This window comes from Paenibacillus sp. J22FR21, assembly GCF_056269135.1.
This window is the reverse complement of record NZ_JBWDNJ010000004.1, coordinates 450,757-469,737: the sequence shown is the minus strand read 5'-3', so window position 1 is coordinate 469,737 and position 18,981 is coordinate 450,757. Positions and strand designations below refer to the sequence as shown.

Annotated in this window: 16 protein-coding genes; 15 read left to right on the top strand and 1 reads right to left on the bottom strand. The window is 47.2% G+C overall.

Annotated elements, in window-relative coordinates; translation table 11 throughout:
- The first annotated feature begins 44 nt into the window (after positions 1-44).
- Entirely contained in the window at positions 45-542 is a 498-nt protein-coding gene (locus tag AC0YNS_RS17560) for a GNAT family N-acetyltransferase (protein WP_475782259.1), read from the top strand.
- 210 nt (positions 543-752) lie between these two features.
- Here the strand turns inward: AC0YNS_RS17560 and AC0YNS_RS17555 are convergent, their stop codons facing one another.
- Complete coding sequence (locus tag AC0YNS_RS17555; RefSeq protein WP_475782258.1) at positions 753-1,940, bottom strand: GGDEF domain-containing protein; 1,188 nt, start codon at positions 1,938-1,940, stop codon at positions 753-755.
- 620 nt (positions 1,941-2,560) lie between these two features.
- On the opposite strand from AC0YNS_RS17555, the gene AC0YNS_RS17550 reads away from it, so the two are divergent.
- From AC0YNS_RS17550 to AC0YNS_RS17485, 14 genes are all read left to right on the top strand, one after another.
- A complete protein-coding gene (locus AC0YNS_RS17550) occupies positions 2,561-3,394 on the top strand; it encodes a hypothetical protein (protein WP_475782257.1) in 834 nt (277 codons plus the stop codon).
- A gap of 73 nt (positions 3,395-3,467) precedes the next feature.
- Positions 3,468-3,887 carry a hypothetical protein gene (locus AC0YNS_RS17545; protein ID WP_475782256.1) on the top strand — a complete coding sequence of 140 codons (420 nt, stop codon included), beginning with the start codon at positions 3,468-3,470 and terminating at the stop codon, positions 3,885-3,887.
- A gap of 163 nt (positions 3,888-4,050) precedes the next feature.
- The gene (locus AC0YNS_RS17540) at positions 4,051-5,487 is read left to right on the top strand and encodes an MEKHLA domain-containing protein (RefSeq protein ID WP_475782255.1); all 1,437 of its coding nucleotides are present in this window, start codon (positions 4,051-4,053) and stop codon (positions 5,485-5,487) included.
- A gap of 21 nt (positions 5,488-5,508) precedes the next feature.
- Positions 5,509-6,291, top strand: a complete 783-nt coding sequence (locus tag AC0YNS_RS17535; RefSeq protein WP_475782254.1) for a GNAT family N-acetyltransferase — start codon at positions 5,509-5,511, stop codon at positions 6,289-6,291.
- A gap of 425 nt (positions 6,292-6,716) precedes the next feature.
- Positions 6,717-8,012, top strand: a complete 1,296-nt coding sequence (locus AC0YNS_RS17530; protein WP_475782253.1) for a glycosyltransferase — start codon at positions 6,717-6,719, stop codon at positions 8,010-8,012.
- A gap of 230 nt (positions 8,013-8,242) precedes the next feature.
- Entirely contained in the window at positions 8,243-8,644 is a 402-nt protein-coding gene (locus AC0YNS_RS17525; protein ID WP_475782252.1) for a GntR family transcriptional regulator, read from the top strand.
- Positions 8,641-9,711, top strand: coding sequence for a DUF5808 domain-containing protein (locus AC0YNS_RS17520; RefSeq protein ID WP_475782251.1), 1,071 nt, complete (start codon positions 8,641-8,643; stop codon positions 9,709-9,711). The genes AC0YNS_RS17525 and AC0YNS_RS17520 overlap by 4 nt, the downstream gene beginning before the upstream one ends.
- Before the next feature lie 31 nt (positions 9,712-9,742).
- Positions 9,743-11,866, top strand: a complete 2,124-nt coding sequence (locus tag AC0YNS_RS17515; protein ID WP_475782250.1) for a serine hydrolase domain-containing protein — start codon at positions 9,743-9,745, stop codon at positions 11,864-11,866.
- Between the two features lie 56 nt (positions 11,867-11,922).
- Positions 11,923-12,558 carry a GDSL-type esterase/lipase family protein gene (locus AC0YNS_RS17510; protein WP_475782249.1) on the top strand — a complete coding sequence of 212 codons (636 nt, stop codon included), beginning with the start codon at positions 11,923-11,925 and terminating at the stop codon, positions 12,556-12,558.
- Between the two features lie 165 nt (positions 12,559-12,723).
- The gene (locus AC0YNS_RS17505) at positions 12,724-13,017 is read left to right on the top strand and encodes a hypothetical protein (RefSeq protein ID WP_475782248.1); all 294 of its coding nucleotides are present in this window, start codon (positions 12,724-12,726) and stop codon (positions 13,015-13,017) included.
- A 116-nt stretch (positions 13,018-13,133) separates the two neighbouring features.
- Positions 13,134-14,192: a Gfo/Idh/MocA family protein gene (locus AC0YNS_RS17500; protein WP_475782247.1), complete on the top strand. Its 1,059-nt coding sequence runs from the start codon at positions 13,134-13,136 to the stop codon at positions 14,190-14,192.
- 25 nt (positions 14,193-14,217) lie between these two features.
- Positions 14,218-15,300 carry a Gfo/Idh/MocA family protein gene (locus AC0YNS_RS17495; RefSeq protein WP_475782246.1) on the top strand — a complete coding sequence of 361 codons (1,083 nt, stop codon included), beginning with the start codon at positions 14,218-14,220 and terminating at the stop codon, positions 15,298-15,300.
- A gap of 181 nt (positions 15,301-15,481) precedes the next feature.
- Positions 15,482-17,233, top strand: coding sequence for a sensor histidine kinase (locus AC0YNS_RS17490; protein WP_475782245.1), 1,752 nt, complete (start codon positions 15,482-15,484; stop codon positions 17,231-17,233).
- An 8-nt stretch (positions 17,234-17,241) separates the two neighbouring features.
- Positions 17,242-18,924: a response regulator transcription factor gene (locus AC0YNS_RS17485; RefSeq protein WP_475782244.1), complete on the top strand. Its 1,683-nt coding sequence runs from the start codon at positions 17,242-17,244 to the stop codon at positions 18,922-18,924.
- Positions 18,925-18,981: the final 57 nt, after the last annotated feature.

Sequence of the window (18,981 nt, the reverse complement as noted above, 5' to 3'; positions counted from 1 at the left end):
CAATTTCTCTCCTGGCCGGTGATAAACTAAAAGGGGTGATTTAAATGGGAAATAATAGGAGTATTATCCAAGTGCTCGCTCCTTCAACCAACGAGGATCAGGAATGGCTGAAAGAGCTTTGGGTAAACGAGTTTGGTGGCGAAACGGTAATCAGCAAAGGAAAGGAACATCATCTCCAGAATGTGGAAGCGGTCATTGCTTGGATGGATGGTGAAAGAGTCGGAGCAGCTACTTATCAACTTGCAGATGATGACTGCGAATTGACGAGCATTAATGCGGTCATCAAAGGCAACGGGATTGGAAGTGAATTGATAGCTGTTGTGGAACAAATCGCAAAGCAGGCTGGTCTTAAACACATTTGGCTCATTACAACCAATGATAATGTAGATGCATTACGGTTTTATCAGAGGCTTGGGTACCGAATAATAGCCTTTCACCCAAACGCAGTTGATGAGGCTAGGAAGCGGAAGCCGGCAATCCCGCTTGAAGGATTTTACGGCATTCCCCTGCATGACGAAATTGAACTTCAGAAAATCATATGAGCGCATGAACCGCCTTTCTCGCGAAGGCGGTTATGGGTCTGAACGGAGGCCGAGGGCAAAAAAAGAGGCCTGCGGCATCTCCGCAGGCACTAGAGAAACATATATTTTAAAAGGGGGGTCATGTCACTTATTATATAGAGCGATTATGAAGAAAAGATGAGGAGAGTATGAAAGAAGTATGAAGGGAATATTACAATTCGATTACGTGCGTCAAAACGAAGCAATCGCTTCATGAAGCTGCTCGGATTGGCTGCGAAACACACCATCTCTCCCATTACTTTTTGCTGTGTAAAGCGCTTTGTCGCAAGTTGCGTATAACGTCTCCAGCTGCGTGTGCTTATTCGGCACTACGGTGAGCACGCCTATGCTAATCGTATAAGGTACCAGCTGACTCTCGCTGAGCGAGTCGTTTAGTGATTGTTTAATTCGTTCGGCTAGTTCAGTGGATTCGGCTTCATTCGTTCCCGGGAGCATTAGCCCAAACTCATCGCCCCCATACCGGACGAACAAATCCTCGCTGCCTAATTGCCGCTTGACCCGTGATGCCAAGTTTTGCAAAACCAGATCGCCTACGTGGTGACCATAGGTATCATTAATGGTTTTGAACCAATCAATGTCGAATAGCAGATAGGAAACAGGTTTCTCCTTCTTCGCATACTGAGCAAGAGCCAGCTTCGCTTGGATTGTAAACGTTCTGCGGTTCAGTGTACCCGTCAAATCATCATAGCTCGCTAACTGGACTAATTCCTGATTGGCTTTCTCCTTCAATAGCAATACAAAAGAAGTACTCCCCAGAACCGTAAGCAGGAATATCCCCAATATCGAAATCAATTGAAAGATGCCCGGAACGAAGAAGCTAGCCGATTTCACGGATTGTAAAGCAATTATTCCTCTTGCCAGAAAAATCACAATTGCAATCATATATAGACTGCCGGTAACTCTCATAAGCACAGTTGATCCTCGCTCCAGCAGCCGATAGGAAGGAATTAACAATACCGCTATGACCCAAGAGATATAGGCAATGCGTATATATTCCTTGTTATGCAGAAGCAGGATCAATTGAAAGCCAATAATACTGCATATAGTAAAGGTCGTTAATCTTTTGTTGGTCTTGAGCCCAATTGGTTTATGAAGATTCAGGAGGGTTACGATTTCAATGGCAGTCCCTACTAATAGAATAGAGTTCGCCAAACTAATGGTTACAAATTCCGGTACGCTGTCTCCTCGAAGCGCCATACTAAACCAAGCCATAATTTGCAAACATTTCGCCAACAGGTAATTTTTGATCGATGCTAAATTCGTACGATCCAGCCAATAGGCGCTAGCAAGTAATAACGCTAATAAATAACCAATTCCAAGCGCAATAATAATCGTGCGTACATCTAAATATAAATTCATGTTGTGCACCTGCTTAAGTAGGAATAGCGATTCCATCTGATTATAACAAATACTGGTGGAGTGTATATACACCTGTCTGGGAAGCTCACTTAAGTTGGCTCCAACATAAAGCGGATTTAATTCTTACAAAATAATTACTCGGTTCCATCAATTTCTACTATTCTCAGCGGAAACTCTCTTAAAAAAACAAAAAGGCCTGCGGCATATCCGCAGGCACAAGAGAAAATATATAATAAAGGGGGGTCATGTGTTTATTATAAGGGCTTAATATGAAAGGAATATGAAGGGAATATTACAATTACATTACAAAGTTAAAATTTGGAGGCTAGGATGGAGCAAAATCGATATGTTTTGGCATGAGCTCGGTATTGTACCAGGCTTGTGCCTTTTTATTGTGGCTTGTCGGTTTTATCTGATGGGGCTGGCTTTGATAAATTATTTTATGAGTTCCCGCTTATTTTATTATTTGTTGTGCATGGAATAAAACCTTACATTAAATATACAGATCTGATGATCTTTGATAGCGTGGCGGCAGTAGTAATTACTCTCTACCTGCAAGCCAAGCGATAAGAGGAACAGTTAAGCAATGATAGAGATAGATAAAAGGAGAGAATACCAGAATGAATACTGCTCTTGATCATCATGTTCATATCGCAATTGAAAAAGTTGAACGAGAGGCATGGTTTGATTTATTTGCCGCAGCGCCAGACGAATATGTCCGACATTCCAAGAACTCCAGTACGCGTTTGGGTACTAGCGTTGCCCTCTCGGATCCGGGGACGCCAATTTATGAATTCAACCGGGTTCTGGGATTAGGCATCGATAATCCTGCAACCCAAGCAGAATTGGAACTGGCGATTGCATGGATGAATGAACACGCGGCTCCGTCATACGCCTTGCAAATTGCACCGGCTGCGCGTCCTGTTACCTTTGAAGAACAAGTTCAAGCAAATGGATTCAATCGTACCGGGAACGGTCTGGCCAAATTCTACCGGGATGCATGGCCTGCGGAAAGTCATCCCAAGCCATCTTCAATTGAAGTCAAGCTGATGATGCCGCGTCACGCTGAAGATTTCGGTTATAGCGTGCAGGCAGGTTTCGGTCTGCCTGCGTCTGTTATCCCGTGGTTCTCGGCATTGGTTGGACGACCCAAATGGAACGTTTACGTGGCATACGATGGTCAAATTCCAGTGGCTTGCGGAGCTATGTTTATCGATAATAATTGGGCTTGGTTTGGGATTGATGCAACAGTATCCGAATATCGCGGCAGAGGAGCCCAGAACGCCATCATTAAACGACGGATAACGGATGGGATTGATGCAGGTGTTATTGGATTCACTGCGGAAACCGGACAACCGTCCGAAGGACAAGAGAATCAGAATAAGTCTTATTGCAACTACCAGCGGGCAGGGTTTAAGCGGCAGTACATTCGCCCGAACTATGTAATCAGATAACGAAGCATACTCGATTGGCGCAGCATCCGAACCAGTCAAGCTGACATTCGTCACTTATCTTCTGAGTAATCAGTTGAAAACGATCGTGCAGCAGTACGAGCAGCTGCATCCGAGCGTCGACATCAACCTCTTGGCTACGCCGGCGTCCGGGAAGGATCTGGGCGAAGTGCTGGCGTACAGGGATAAGTTCGTGACCGTAACCAATACCACGATGCTCGCTGGTAAAGGCCCTGATTTGGTCGAACTGGACGAGTTGCCCCTGATGGCTGCCGGCACGCTTCAGACGGACTCAGGAACTGCCGTCGCAGTCGAGGCAGAGATGTTGAAGCAACTGAAGAGCAAGCTCGTGAACGCTACAAACTGGGTTAGGACGCCTTCTGACCTCGACAATGTGATCATGTCCGAATCCGAGGCGTTCTTCAGCGGACAGAAGACGGCACAAGCGGTCGCGCAGATCGTGGCGAGCAAGGCGGAATTAATTATGAACGAATAGGTTGACCCCCACTCAACAAACGGGCTATTTCATCCGATAACTTCTCCTCATAACCATTTGTTATACCCCGCCTAACATAACGATAGTACAAACAATAGCCATATCATGATACATTATGGCAATTACGATAAGGCATAAATAAAAGCTATAAATTATTTTATTCATGCAGCATTATTTATTAATTTGTTTGGTATGTGAGAGAAACTTACAATTGAAGGTATTGTGTGATAGGGAAGGAGAAGTTATGGTTGATTTTGAATGGTACAGAAGTTTTATTGCCATTTATAAACACAGTTCGGTTTCAGAGGCCGCGAGGACCCGGATTATGACGCAGCCGGCGATGAGCCAGCACCTCGCCTCGCTTGAAGCCAGAGTCGGTGAACAACTGTTCTTTCGAACTTCGCGAAAATTAGTTCCAACTGAACGCGGTAAGCAGCTTTATGCTCATGTTGCACCTCATATTGAGGCATTAGACGAGAGAACGATGGAATTAAAACATAATTTGTCTCCATTAAGGAACACGATTAGAATCGGTACGACACCTGAGTTGTTTGGCGAGATCGTTATGGCTTCTTTGTCCCAAATGGAATGGAATATCGTTTCCTATTTCGGTGATACCGAACAACTATTGGAGCTTCTAAAAGAAGATCGTGTGGATATCATATTAACGCCAAGTAAATTTGTAACGCCTGGCATTGAGTACGTGCGGCTTATGGAGGAGAGCTTTGTCGTTGTTGCCCCTTATGAAACCGTTGTGCCGGATTGTACGCATTTGAAGGATATGGAGAGCTGGCTTTCGGAGCAACGATGGATTAGCTATGGTCTTGAACTCCCTATTATCAGAAAATATTGGAAAGAAATATTCAAAAAAGGACCGCTAATCAATCCAACTCATGTCATCCCGAGCATGCCGTTAATATTAAAAGCGATTGAAGAAGGTGTGGGGATAAGCCTGCTTCCGGTTCATATGCTGAAGGATCACAAGACAACAAAGCCTAGGTGGAAGTTAGTATTTGATCATATGACCATTCATAACGATTTATTGATCGGAATTAAATCCAAGCACAAGCATGTTCTGGCCATCAATGAATTTATTAAATGTTTAAGTAAACATCATAAGAATACTAGTAAAAACAGTAAAGAACTGATTGGAATTGGAGCGACAAATGAGTATGCCCGATTAATCATAGATAGTTACGAGCGTCTGACAGGGAAAATGCTCTTAGACGAGAAGGCGATGCCAGGCGATGAATTCAATCAGCTATACCATGCCCCGCTCGTCGTACTGACTCATGGGCCGGAAGCGGATCCGATTCTGAATTATAGCAATCTCGCCGCACAGGAACTGTGGGAAATGGATTGGAATGCTTTCATGGGCACGCCGTCAAGATGGACGACAGAGCAAGCGGATAGGGAGGAGCGGGATCGCTTATTTACAAATGTTGGTGAGCATGGATTCGTCGATAATTATACGGGAATTCGGATTTCCAGCACGGGCAGAAGATTCTATGTCCAGCAGGCAACGGTGTGGAATCTGATCGACGAAAGTGGTGTGAATCATGGTCAAGCCGCCGCTTTTCGAGAATATCGCTATATTTAACTCCAAGGAGAATGCTGATTGATGGCTAGTAACAGGAAAGAATCGATCGTGGATAATTATGTGAAGGCTTATGAGCAGTTGAGCAAAAGCAGCGGGGTGTTTACATTCGTTCAAGAAGACCGCATTCAGCGTTGCGAGTCCAATATTGCGTTAGGTCCAATTAACAGTGTATTAACCTATAAACGCTCAGAAACCAAAGACCCTATTGACGAAGTTAAAGAAATTGAAGAGGCTTATGCCGCAAAAGGAATGAAGCTCATTTGGTTGACTTATTCCCATGAACCTGATGAACTCGTTGACAATGCTTTGCAGGTTAACAAGTTTCAATCCATAGAAGAGATGACAGGTTTCGGATTATCATTGGATGATTGGACCTCCGATCTATTTATTGATGGATTTGAAGTCCGGCCCGTTCGATCAGAGGCGGAACTTGAATTCTACAGAACAATAGCTTTAGCCGGTTTTGATATCCCTGGTACCATGGCGGAGATTTTTTGTAAAATATTTGTTGATGGGCCTGCTCAGGACAAGTCTTTCCAACACTATGTAGCCTATATGGAAGGTGAACCGGTAACTACCGTTACGACGTTCGAGGCGGATGGGGTTGTGGGAATCTATAATGTCGCAACACCAGCTGCTTATCGTAGAAGAGGCTATGCAAGAACGGCTCTTGCTCATGTATTGCGGGATCTACAACATCAAGCTGTCAAAGAAGTGGTCATTATCGCTACTCCGATGGCAATGAGCGTTTATCCCTCAGTGGGATTTAAGGAAGAATTGACGATTCATCTTTTTGCAAACTAGAAATGTTATAGTTCGAAGAACTACACAGAGATAATGCCTTTGAAGGCGGTCGGCGAAAAACTGATCGCCTTTTTGCATTTGGAAATTTATGAAGTGATTTCTATAAAACATATAATTTATTTTATATTCAACTCATTATTTTGTGATTTGTTGTATGTGAAATTTAATATTACACTAATTATTCAAAATAATTATCAATAATTTGAATAGATAGGAGAATATAAATCAAAAAATAACGAGCGATCGAAGATCACTTCGATTCCGCATTCGAACTGGAGTACTCCGAGAGCCTCTTATTAAAGCTTTTAAGGACGTTCTTCACCGCGAACAAATGATCATAAATACAAAATCTTATTATTAAAATCCATTAATTCGAATAATTGTTCCATCAATAAGCATGTAGCTAGAATTGGAGAAGAGAAATCATGGCTAAATTTTTATTTGCAGTTGTGCCTATTCATGGTCACATCAGTCCCGGATTGCCGATCGCACGTCAATTAGTCGAACTGGGTCATGAGGTGATGTGGTACAGTACCTCGAAATACCAGCAAAAAATTGAAATGACCGGCGCCCGCTTTACTAAGGTGCAGGCGGCGAAGGATTACGATGATAGCCAATTGGAAGACTGGTTTCCCGGAAGAGCTAATTTCTCCGGAATCAATCAACTCAAGTTTGATTTAAAGCATATTTTCACCGATGAAATGATTGGGTACAACGAGGATTTATCAGGAATTCTGAACGACTTCCCTGCCGATGTCGTAATCACGGATTCAGCATTCACGGGGATGCTCCCGATGCAACTGGCTGGCAAGGCTCCGAAAACAGCTGTATACGGAATTCTACCCTTAACGCTGAGCAGTCGCGACGTTGCGCCTTATGGGTTAGGGCTTTCGCCAAATGCAACCGCATTGGGGAGAATTCGCAATCATCTGTTGCGCGGTCTAGTTGAGAAGTTTGTCTTTGGTGACGTACAGAAGCATGTCGATAAGTTAATGTACAGCCTAAGCGTTCCCAAGCTGCCGCATTTTTTAATGAATGCGCCGGCAATGATGAGCGACCTGTTCCTTCAGGGGACAACCGCTTCTTTTGAATACCCACGTAGTGATATTCCTACTAACGTGAAGTTTGTCGGACCATTCTTACCGGCTAGGCAAGGCGAATTCACCCCTCCTTCATGGTGGGAAGAATTAAAGCATCGTACGGTTGTCCATGTGACGCAAGGTACGATCGCTAACGAAAATTTCCATCAGCTGCTTATTCCTACAATTCAAGCATTAGCCGAGGAAGATGTGCTGGTCGTAGCAACTACCGGCGGCAAACCAACGGATAGGCTGAATATCCCGTTACCGAGCAATGTGCGGCTAGAAAGCTTTATTCCGCATCATGAGCTTCTGCCTTATGTAGATGCAATTGTCACGAATGGCGGATACGGCGGTGTACAGATGGCGATTAATTATGGCGTACCTCTCGTCACTGCCGGGAAAACCGAGGATAAACCAGAGGTATGTGCGCGCGTGCATTGGGCAGGCGTGGGGGTTAACTTGAAGACCGGCCAGCCGAACAAAGAACAGATCCTGCATGCAGTAAGGGACGTGCTGAACAAACCACACTACAAAGAAAACGTTTCGCGTTTGTCCAAAGAATTTCAATCCGCTGATGCCATTGGGAAAACAATGAACTACCTCATTCAGCTGGCTGATAACGGCACCTGCGAAGGATAGAGGCGAAGATAGTAGAGGGGCTGGCCACGGTGCAGCTCCTTTTTCGTTTGTTGTAGTAACGGATTCTTGCTTGTCATTTTTATATGTGTTATATATGTAATATAACAGATAAGTAAACGAAGCAGGTGATGGGGGTACTCCGTAGGGATCTTCAAGGAAATCGTGCTTCAATTGATTGTTCGCGATGTCACTATTCACGTGAAGCGCAGTTGCCATAAGGAGAGATATTCATGTTCATAGAGCTTGATCTGCAATCGGAAACGCCGATTTACGCACAACTGGTTGACCAAATCGTCGAGGGGATCGCCTCAGGTGCCTTGAAACCGGGAGATTCGCTGCCGTCGGTTCGGAGCTTGGCGGAGGATTTAGGGATCAATCTTCATACCGTCAACAAATCCTATAATCTGCTCAAGCAGGAGGGCTTTCTTCAAGTACACCGGAAGAAAGGTGTTATCGTTCAGCCCGACGGGATGCCCGGCGTGACGGAGGCGTTCGAGGAGAAGCTGAAGCAACAGCTGCGGTCACTTGCGGCGGTAGCTGCGGTACGCGGCATGACGGAGGAAACATTCGCGGAGCAGAGCAAGTTGGTTTACCGGGATATTATTACGAATCGCGGAGGGGAACAGCCTTGACACAAGAAGTGATGATCATGATGTCTGGCAGTTATTTGATTCTTGCGCTGATGCTCATCTTACAGGTCTATATCGGCTTACGGACCCTGCTGTTCGGCATCGCTCTGCCGTCCGAGGCTTTGCAGGATGCGACCGTCCGAGGCATTCGCCGGAATTACGTTTTGCTCACCGGCGGTTTGGCGGTCGTCATCGGAGGAGCTTGCTTCTTATGGGTGAATCATCAACCGGCGCGGAGTCTTCTGTGTTGGATAACGGCCATCTTGCTTTTAATCATTGCGTCGGCCGTTGCTATTTGGATTAGCCGGATGTCCGCGCAGCGTTTAAAGACAGCCAGAGGTTGGCAAGTTGTCGTGCCGACGAAGCGCGCAGCAAGCCTCGCAGTCGGACGGACGCATGGCTCGATGCTGAGCTCTTGGTGGTATTCGGCACATATTGTATTGATGGCGCTATGCATTTTCTTTGCCATTGCGAGGTGGGATGAGATTCCGCAATGGTTGCAACTCGGCATTTATTACCCAAATAAATCCGTGCAGACCGTGTTCTTGTTAAACGTTTTGCAAGCGCTGGATATCGTTTTTTTCGTCGGCTATCATCTGATGATTAGTCGCGCAAGGACATCGCTGGATCCCGAGGACCGTGAAGGTTCGCTGCAAAAACAATTGAAGCTCAAGAACATTCATGCGATTCTGGCTTGGGGCGCTTCGCTCCTCATGGTTGTATTTCTAGGAGTGGTGCAAGCCATAATGGTGTACGGTTGGAAGGGAGATCTGCTCTTCCGCTCCGGCATCTCGCTCTGTGCTGCGCTCTCCTTGGCGCTGCTCGGTGTCATGCTTTACTTGCGAATCAAAGGTCTTGATCAGATAAGGGATGTTCCGTCGCTGGAGGAAAGGCACTGGAAGTGGCTTGGCAGCATTTACGTGAACCCTGATGACCCGGCGTGGATCGTTCCGAACATTTACGGTTTCGGCTGGACGATTAATATGGCCAATCCGATCGGAAAGATGCTTGCCGTCGCGACGATAGCCTATCTGACGATCCCCACTCTCATGTTTGTATATTTTATATAACTATAGAATCTCCGGAAGGAGGATTCATCTGATGAAAAAGCGATGGATAGCGGGAGCTGTGCTATCTTGGTGTCTGCTGCTAACCTCCTGTGACGACAATCAAGCACCTGCAGAGACGCAAAATATAACAGTGGCCCAGCTTACATCCGAAGAAAGCAAGCCAAGTGCTGTTACTACGTATGAAGTAACCCGGAAAGATGCCGAGGAGAAGGCCAATCTCCTCACGACAACTTACGGCACGAACAGCGTGCAGTACGCCATCATCGATCATGGACATATCGTCGTATCCGGCCAAACCGGCAAAAATGATGAGCAGGGACAGAAGCCGCTTACGAAAGACACGATGTACGGCATCGGCTCGACGAGTAAAATGTTTACTGCGGTTGCCGTCATGCAGTTGGTCGACCAAGGGAAAATCGATCTTGATACGCCGATCGTCCAGTATATTCCTGCGTTTATGATGAAGGATGAACGCTACAAGCAGATTACACCGCGCATGCTGCTGAATCATTCTTCCGGACTGAACGGAACGTCGTTTACGGACGCCTTTCTATTCGAAGATAACGATACGTACGCCTACGATACACTGCTGAAGCAACTGTCCGGACAGAGGTTGAAGGCGGACCCTGGCGCTTACTCCGTTTACTGCAATGACGGATTTACGCTGGCCGAGATTCTGGTCGAGCGTGTGAGCGGCATGGACTTTACCTCTTATATTCATCGCTATATTACGCAGCCTTTGGGTATGACCAATACGGAGACGCCGCTCGACCCGTCGAACGCTGCGAAGATGGCGGGGCTCTACTATCCGACCTATGCCGGACAGCTTCCCAACGAGACGGTCAACCTGATTGGAACGGGGGGCATCTATTCCACGGCGGAAGATATGGCCCGATTCTCGCAGATTTTCATGGGGGAAGCGGAAGAAGTCTTATCTGGTAAATCGATTGCGGCCATGGCGCAAGACGAGTATAAGACGCCGTTATGGCCCGACGATGCGGATACTGCATTCGAATATGGTCTTGGCTGGGACAGCGTCAATCTGTATCCGTTCGGCGAATACGGGATGAAGGCGCTGACCAAAGGCGGAGACACACAATTCTATCACGCCTCACTCGTCGTGCTTCCCGAGCAGGACATGGCGGCAGCTGTTGTCACTTCCGGCGGGAACAGCACATATGACGAACTTCTGGCGAGCGAAATGCTGCTTCAGGCGCTGAAGGAGAAAGGGACAATTGCCGAATTCAAGGCTGAGAAGACGTACGGCGTGCCTGTACAAGCCGATATGCCGGAGTCCGTACTAAAGTATTCGGGAATTTATGGCTCGTACATTGGAACGATTAACATCGAGATTACCAAAGACGGCGCTATGTCCATCACTTCGGAACAGACGCCAGATAACCCGGCCCAGACCTACATGTATTCGACGGACGGCAAGTTCCGAAGTTCGGATGGGAATACGATGATTAGCTTCGTGACGGAGGAGAACGGCCGTACCTACTTTTGGCTTCGTCAATACGTTTCGTTGCCGAATCTTGGGCAGACAGCTTTGTCTATATATTCCGCAGAGAAACTCCAGCCCCAAGATCTCCCGAGAGAGACAAAGGAAGCATGGAATAAGCGCGACGGCAAAAAGTATTATCTGTTGAACGAAAAGTATACGTCAGTCCTTTATTTGGTTGTTCCACCGAGCCAATTGAATGTGTCCAAGCAATTGGCGGGATACGTGTTGGATAAACGAATAACGGGTCCGAATACGGCGGTCTCCGAATTGCAAATTCCGGGTATGAGCGGTCGGGATCTCTCAGATGCAATGTTCTTCATGCAAGGCGACATAGAATATTTGGAGCAAGGTGGAAGAATCTTCGTGAGCGAAGACGCAGTGAAGCCCTTCACCGTCAATGCCGGTAAGAAGTCAATCGTTATGATTCCATCAAACGGATACGCCCAGTGGTACACGATAAGCGAGCAAGACGGAGGCAAGAGCATTAAGGTAAACATGGATTCGCACTCGTCTATCGCCATTTATGATGCGAAGGGAACGTGCATCTACTTCAGTGTCATCGGTGCCAAAGATCAGATCGCGCTGCCTGCAGGAGGAACGATTGTTTTCGTCGGAGACGCAGACACGAAGTTCGAGATTTCCTCGGGTTGATGATCCACTATTAAGGTGGCTTAAGCCACAAATTATCTATAGCAGGAGTGATCGTTATGAACCAAAAGCAGAGTGAATACCGCCTGCTGAACCAGCACGCCCATAAAGGGCAAATCTTATTCGTAGGATCTTCTCTGATGGAAGGATTCCCGATTTACGAGTTGCAGCTGACATGGAATCTTGGTCTTGATCGCATCATCTATAATCGTGGAATTGGCGGTACGACGACCGCGGACCTGCTGCAATCGATGGATGACTGCATTTTTGATTTAGAGCCAAGCAAGCTCTTTATTAATATCGGCTCGAATGATATCGGAGGCGCTGGGACGGAAGGGTACAGCAAAGACACCTTGCTTGTGAACTACAATAACATTTTAGATCAGATTAAAGCACGATTGCCGCTGTGCGAAGTATTCGTGATGGCCTACTATCCCATCAATGCGCAAGCGGACTTCGGACTTGATATCACCGAGAAGAAATCGATCTTTGCCACCCGAACAAACGCCAACCTTCTAGAGGCGAACGAAGCAATCGAAACATTAGCCAAGCAGCATGGAGTTTCTTTTATTAACGTGAACGAAGGCTTAGCAGACGAGAACGGAAACTTGAAGCCGGAATTCTCCGTAGAAGGCATTCATTTATGGCCAAGCGCCTACACGGTCATTCTCAATAATTTGAAAAGATATTTATAAACGGTCCGTTTAGGCCGATCCAGGTCAGCTAGGAGCGCAATCGTATCGGTCAGTTTCCAACAAGTTTAGCGCAACCATCGTGCTTGTACATTCGTCAGATACATAGGAGGATGGCAAAGAGGCATTCAAAATTATGGATAAATACGATTTATTGTGGAGGTACAAATGAAGCTGCTGGCATACTTTACTCGTGCGTTATTAACGCTCGCAACACTCGGCGCGCTGCTGTTGCTCGCCATCGCTTTTCTATTCAACGATACCAACGAGTCAGCTATTAAGCTGCTTTCCATTTGGGGAGGATATTCGCTTATCGGAATCGTCCTGATTATCGTGAACGAGATTTTGCTGCGAATTGCTAAAGCGAATCTTTCGTTCCGGAGGATTTACGGTCTTATATGGGCAGCCATCGCGGTCGTGGGTATTTGCGCTTGGGTGATATCCGCATATTTCTTGAGCTGAATGTGAGAAGTACTATTTATTAGGAGATTCAGTATGGTAAATTGAAAGGGGTTCCAATTGAGCTGAAGCGGAACGGTTTGTGTGAAATTATGCTTGGATAAATGAGGAGGAGCTTCATGAAGAAAATGACTGCATCAGTCGTCGGCGGGGGAGCCGGCGGGCAGCTCAGCATGAATGCCTTACAGAATTCAGAGCATTACGAGTTAGTAGCAATCGCAGATCTTCGGCCGGAAGTATGTGAGAAACTGCAAAAACAATTTCCCGGCATCCGCACTTATTTGGATCATAACGAGATGTTTAACGACTGTCCCACAGATGTCGTATGTGTAAGCACCTTCCCGCCTTCTCATGAGGAAGTGGCGTTGGATGCGCTCAAACTTCCGCTTAAGGGGATTCTCGTGGAGAAGCCCCTTGGACATACGGTGGCATCCGGTCGGCGGATTTTGGACGAAATTAAGAAGCGTGATTTGCCAATGGCTGTGCCGCATGGTCTGCTGGCGAAGAAGACACCTTTGGAAATCATAGAGCGAGTGAAACGCGGAGAGATTGGAGAGCTCAAGCTCGTAGAAATTCAAAATACGAATTGGGATATCATCAATGCCGGTATCCACTGGCTGCATTTCTTCGTGCAATTGACGGGGAATGAACCGATGGACTTTGTCATGGGCATTTGCGAATCGAGCACGCGTACTTATCGTGACGGGATGCAGGTGGAGACAACTGCGGTCACGTATGGGCAAACGCAGAGCGGTGTTCGGGTAGTCATGAATACCGGGGACCATGTGCGGATTAACACCGAGGGAAAAGATACATTATTCCGCCTAATAGGAACTGCGGGACAGATTGAATTCTGGGGCTGGGAGAACGGCTATCACATTCTGAACGCCGAGTTTCCGAAGGGCGAGCTTATTATTCCCGAAGAGCTGGCCGTTACGGGGCATCAGGCACATCTTGAGAATATGGCTCGTAGAATCGAGACCGGGGAGACGGATTATTCGATCCCGGAGAGCTCCTTACTGGCGCTTGAAATTGTGGAAGGTGCGTACATATCCAGCAGACATCGCTGCAAGGTTACGTTCCCCGTAGATGCATTCGAAGCACCGGTTGAACCGGATTGGAATCCGGGAATTGCATACAGTGGGACAGGCGGAGGCCGAGACGGCAGGAAGCTCTAGTGAAGTGACGACGGAGGGATTATAGATGGGGCGAATTCGATTTGCAATTGTTGGCGGCGGCTGGCGTACGGAGTTTTATCTGCGCATTGCCAAGGAGCTGCCCGAACAGTTTGAAGTAAGCGGTGTCGTAGTCCGAAATGAAGAGAAAGCCAAGAAGCTGGCCGCCATTTGGCAAGTACCTGTGTACCGCACCACTGCCGCGATGCTGGAGCAGGCCGACCCGCTGTTTGTCGTGTCGTCGGTACCATGGGATGCGAACCCGGGCGTAATCGAAGAATTAGCACAGGCAGGAATGCCGGTTCTATCCGAGACGCCGCCGGCACCGGATGTAGAAGCACTTATTCGTCTGAATGAGAAGTTTGGCGACAGCCGCATTCAAGTTGCAGAGCAATATCTGTTTCAGCCGCTTCACGCAGCGCGCATTGCAATCGCGCAGTCCGGTAAGCTCGGAACGGTGTCGCAAGCACAGGTATCGGCCGCGCACGGATATCATGGTATTAGCCTATTGCGCCAATTACTTGGCATTACGTTCGAGAATGCAGTCATCCAAGCTTCACGGTTTCGTTCACCGCTGGTGAATGGACCTGGCCGAGATGGCGATCCGAAGGAACACAAGCTTATTGAGTCCGACCAAGTCATTGCTTCGCTCGCTTTTGATGGCAAACTAGGAATCTATGATTTCACAGGGGATCAATACTTCTCATGGATTCGCAGTCAGCGTCTGCTGGTGCGCGGAGAGTCCGGTGAAATCAACAATAAGGAAATCCGTTACTTGAAGGATTATTTGACACCGATAGAGATGGAGCTTCGCAGACAGAATGCAGGGGAGAACGGGAATCTCGAAGGCTATTATTTCAAAGGCATCCTTGCCGGTGAAGAGTGGGTCTATCGCAATCCGTTCACTCCGGGCCGTTTGACGGATGATGAAATCGCGATTGCAACCTCACTTGCGAAGATGGCTGATTATGCGAATGGCGGGCCAAGCTTCTACAGCTTAGCAGAAGCGTCGCAGGATCATTATTTGAGTATTAAGATCAATGAAGCGCTCGAAACAGGCAGGCCGGTGCAAACGGAAACACAGCCGTGGGCTGCTGCGAATACCCGATAATACAAGGTATACTACGATATACAAAGAGTCAGCTGAGAACCTATGGTTCTCATGCTGGCTTTTTTTTACATCCATACAGCTTACTTAATTGCAGTGCAAAATTTTTGTAAATGAGTGATAATGTGACAAAAGGCAACAGGATCCAGTAGCAGAAGGGGAAAGTCGAGGGGATGGGTCGCCTATGAAAACGAAGTTTAGATTGGCAAATCTGCATGTGTATCAGAAGGTTATTCTTATTTTCATCTTACTGATTGTTCCCCTGCTCCTAATCAATCTGCGTATGAATACAACAGGCGCATCCTTCATCAAGAAGGAATATACGAACTCGATTAACTCCAACGTAAAGTTCTATTCCCGTCAGCTCAATGATCAAATTGCATTTATCCGTAATTTGCAGCTTCAGTTCATGAATGATTCTGATCTGCAGAAGCTGAGCTTCATTGGTAAGAGATTAGAAGGCTACGAACAATTTCAGCTCGTGAATCACGTGCGGGAGCGGCTGTTATTGATTCAGAACTCAAGTGAATTTCTAGTAAACAGCGGTGTGTACGTGAAGTCGCTGGATAAGACTTTTTCAGTCAGGGCCGGTATTAGGGATCTGCCTAACGCGGAATACGAGGCAATAGCTTCATACCGAGAGTCCGATCAGACACAACCATTCTACAGCAAAGGCGGCAGGCTGTACTTTATTGCTTCGAGCAACAACGGCAGAATTGTTTCGTATATGGAAATTTCGAAGCCGAAGCTTGAAGAGACGCTGCGCCGATTTGTTGAGAACTATGAGGATTCCGGCGCTGCGCTGACCAATGATGATTTTACAACCACGATCGCCGTGAAAATGGACCAAGATATTTTCAGCCAAATTCAGAAGCACGTTACTAGTACTGGCAACAGCAATACCACGTTGGCGGATCCCATCCGTACGGATACGCTGAGGCTCGGCAAGCACAAGTATCTGATTACATCCAGCGGTATTGAGATGTTCGGGATGACGATTTTCACTTATATCAATCAGAACGAAGTGCTCGGGCCGATTCGGACGTTCAATTTCTGGTATATTATCTTATCCACGGTTTCCGTAGGCGTTCTGATTGTCTTCTCCTTCTCGGTCAACGTCATGATTCATCGGCCGCTTAAGCGATTGATTCAAGCCTTCAAAATACTGGAAACCGATAATTTGAATATATCCATTCGTCCGCAAGGGGATATTGAATTCGGTTATCTCTACCGAAGCTTCGACCGTATGGTAGACAAGCTTAGAGGCTCCATTCAAGAAAATTATGAACAGAAAATCGCCCTGCAGCAATCCGAATTAAAGCAGCTCCAATCCCAAATCAATCCCCATTTTCTATACAACAGCTTCTTCAATATCTACATGATCAGCAGAAGCGGTGATGCTGAGAATGCGGCGACGCTGGCACAAAGGCTCGGCAGCTACTATCAATTTATTACACGCAGCGGCAGTGACGAGGTCACGCTGGAACAAGAATATCGGCATGCGGTGGATTATTGCGACATTCAGGGAATTCGGTTCTCGAATCGTATAAACATTGAAGCTGCTGTACTTCCTGAGGCATGTAAGTTTCTGTTGGTACCACGGTTATTGATTCAGCCGGTTGTGGAGAATGCCTTTGAGCATGCCTTCGAGGATGGCATGAGACGGGGGAATGTCGCCGTCACAGTGGGATACGAGGACAATACGCTGTGCATTTCCGTCGAAGATGACGGTGAAGCCTTATCGGACGAAGCGCTTCAACTGCTTCGCGAACGGCTTGACGATGTTTCTGCGACACAAGAGAAGACAGGATTATTCAATGTGTGCCGGCGCATCCGGCTCAAATTCGGGCAGAGCAGCGGCATCTTTGTGTCTCGCAGCGCACTCGGCGGGCTAAAGGCTGACATTATCATTCACTTTAACGAGATGGGAGTTTGAGAGATTCCATGTATCGATTACTCATTGTAGACGATGAACCAGCTATCGTTGACGGCCTTGTGCAGCATTTTCAGAATGTGGAATCGTTAGAGCTCGATGTATGTAAAGCGTATTCGCCTCTTGAAGCACTCGCCATTGTGAAGAAAACCAAGATCGATCTGGTTATCAGCGACATTCGGATGCCGGGGAAGAGCGGCTTGCAATTGTCGGATGATATTCTCTTCTACTGGCCGGCTTGCCGAATCATCCTGTTAACGGGATATAGCGAATTCGACTATGTGTATAGCGCCATTCAGAAGAATATAGACAACTACATTCTGAAAACCGAAGGCATCGAAACGATCGTGGCCGCAGTTCATGCTGCGATCGACAAGCTGGATCAAGCGAACCAAATGCAGGCAGCGCTTGAGCAGGCCAAGCAGCAGTTAACGGTCGCAGAGCCCCATCTCAAGAAACAGTTTTTTGAAGCGCTGCTGCTCGGGGAGAAAGCACTCGATCTCTGGCAGGCTCCTTATTTTGCAGGACTGACCATGAGATTGAGCAGGCCGGACAATGTGATGATGATCGTCGGAAGGATGGATCGTTATGATCACGTGCCCACCTACACCGATAAATTAAATCTGCACCTGTCCATTCAAGAGGTGCTGCAGCAGCAATTGCCATCCCACTTTCATGTGGAGTCGGTTGTGCATGACTCCTCTTTACTCGTATGGTTTATTCAGCCTGCGGAAGAAGCGGGCATGTTTAAGAACGGTGAGGGGTTCACGCAATGGGCAGATATCTCGGAGTATCTAAAAGGGATGCTGGAGCCCGTTCAAGATCAATGCCGCATCGCATTGAATGCGGACGTATCGTTTGCGATCAGCCGCGCAGCGGTGGAATGGGACGGGGCGGCAGCGGAATTCGAACGATTGAAGTCGTCGATGAAGAAATGCTCGCTCTTCGGTCAGCCCATGTCCATTATTCATCTGGGCGATATGGATGAAGTCATTCAGGCAGAGCGGCCGCATCCATCAGCGGAGCTGTCCACGGGGATGTTCAACAAGCAGCTCGATGCCTTGCAGCGGAGCTTGGAAATCGGTGATGAGGCGACAGCTACAAAGCTGACTTCGGAGCTCTATGCCCATGTTGAGGTGAATCTCTCTTCGAATTCCCTTATTGGCATGGAACGATATTATCAATTCGTGCTCGTTATTATTACGCAAATGACGCAGGTTCGCCCCTCGGGAGAACAGGATGAAGAAGCATGGACACTTGACCTTGGCGCGTCCGAGGAGCAGCTATTAGCGCTTGTCCATAAGCTATGTGCGCAGAAGAAGGAACAGCAGAATAAAGGCGAGCATCTCATTATTGAACGGATTCACCGGTTTATCGCCGAGCATTTAGGCCGTGATCTGTCGCTGGCGAGAATAGCGGAGGCGGTTTATTTTAACCCTTCGTATCTCTCCCGGTTCTATAAACAGCTGACAGGACGGACGCTGTCTGACTATATGAATGCGACAAGAGCAGATGCCGCGCAGCACATGCTGGAGGAAACGCAGATGAAAGTGAATGAAATTGCGCTGCGGCTCGGCTTCGAATCTCCGTCGTATTTCACGGCCTTTTTCCGAAAAATGACGGGCAGCACACCGCAAGAATATCGGGAATCGGTCCTATTGCGAAGAGATCGTAAAGAAAACAGAAGCATGTAAAGATGTTTATAGAGCGAGCCCCCTGCCGCTCACCTTATGATGAAATAGCAAGGTCAA

Bases quoted from the DNA above. Each gene is read 5' to 3' on its own strand.
- AC0YNS_RS17555 (WP_475782258.1), bottom strand. From the start codon at position 1,940: ATGAATTTATATTTAGATGTACGCACGATTATTATTGCGCTTGGAATT.
- AC0YNS_RS17535 (WP_475782254.1), top strand. From the start codon at position 5,509: ATGGCTAGTAACAGGAAAGAATCGATCGTGGATAATTATGTGAAGGCT.
- AC0YNS_RS17540 (WP_475782255.1), top strand. From the start codon at position 4,051: ATGCAGCATTATTTATTAATTTGTTTGGTATGTGAGAGAAACTTACAA.
- AC0YNS_RS17485 (WP_475782244.1), top strand. From the start codon at position 17,242: ATGTATCGATTACTCATTGTAGACGATGAACCAGCTATCGTTGACGGC.
- AC0YNS_RS17515 (WP_475782250.1), top strand. From the start codon at position 9,743: ATGAAAAAGCGATGGATAGCGGGAGCTGTGCTATCTTGGTGTCTGCTG.
- AC0YNS_RS17495 (WP_475782246.1), top strand. From the start codon at position 14,218: ATGGGGCGAATTCGATTTGCAATTGTTGGCGGCGGCTGGCGTACGGAG.
- AC0YNS_RS17560 (WP_475782259.1), top strand. From the start codon at position 45: ATGGGAAATAATAGGAGTATTATCCAAGTGCTCGCTCCTTCAACCAAC.
- AC0YNS_RS17525 (WP_475782252.1), top strand. From the start codon at position 8,243: ATGTTCATAGAGCTTGATCTGCAATCGGAAACGCCGATTTACGCACAA.
- AC0YNS_RS17490 (WP_475782245.1), top strand. From the start codon at position 15,482: ATGAAAACGAAGTTTAGATTGGCAAATCTGCATGTGTATCAGAAGGTT.
- AC0YNS_RS17550 (WP_475782257.1), top strand. From the start codon at position 2,561: ATGAATACTGCTCTTGATCATCATGTTCATATCGCAATTGAAAAAGTT.
- AC0YNS_RS17500 (WP_475782247.1), top strand. From the start codon at position 13,134: ATGAAGAAAATGACTGCATCAGTCGTCGGCGGGGGAGCCGGCGGGCAG.
- AC0YNS_RS17510 (WP_475782249.1), top strand. From the start codon at position 11,923: ATGAACCAAAAGCAGAGTGAATACCGCCTGCTGAACCAGCACGCCCAT.
- AC0YNS_RS17505 (WP_475782248.1), top strand. From the start codon at position 12,724: ATGAAGCTGCTGGCATACTTTACTCGTGCGTTATTAACGCTCGCAACA.
- AC0YNS_RS17530 (WP_475782253.1), top strand. From the start codon at position 6,717: ATGGCTAAATTTTTATTTGCAGTTGTGCCTATTCATGGTCACATCAGT.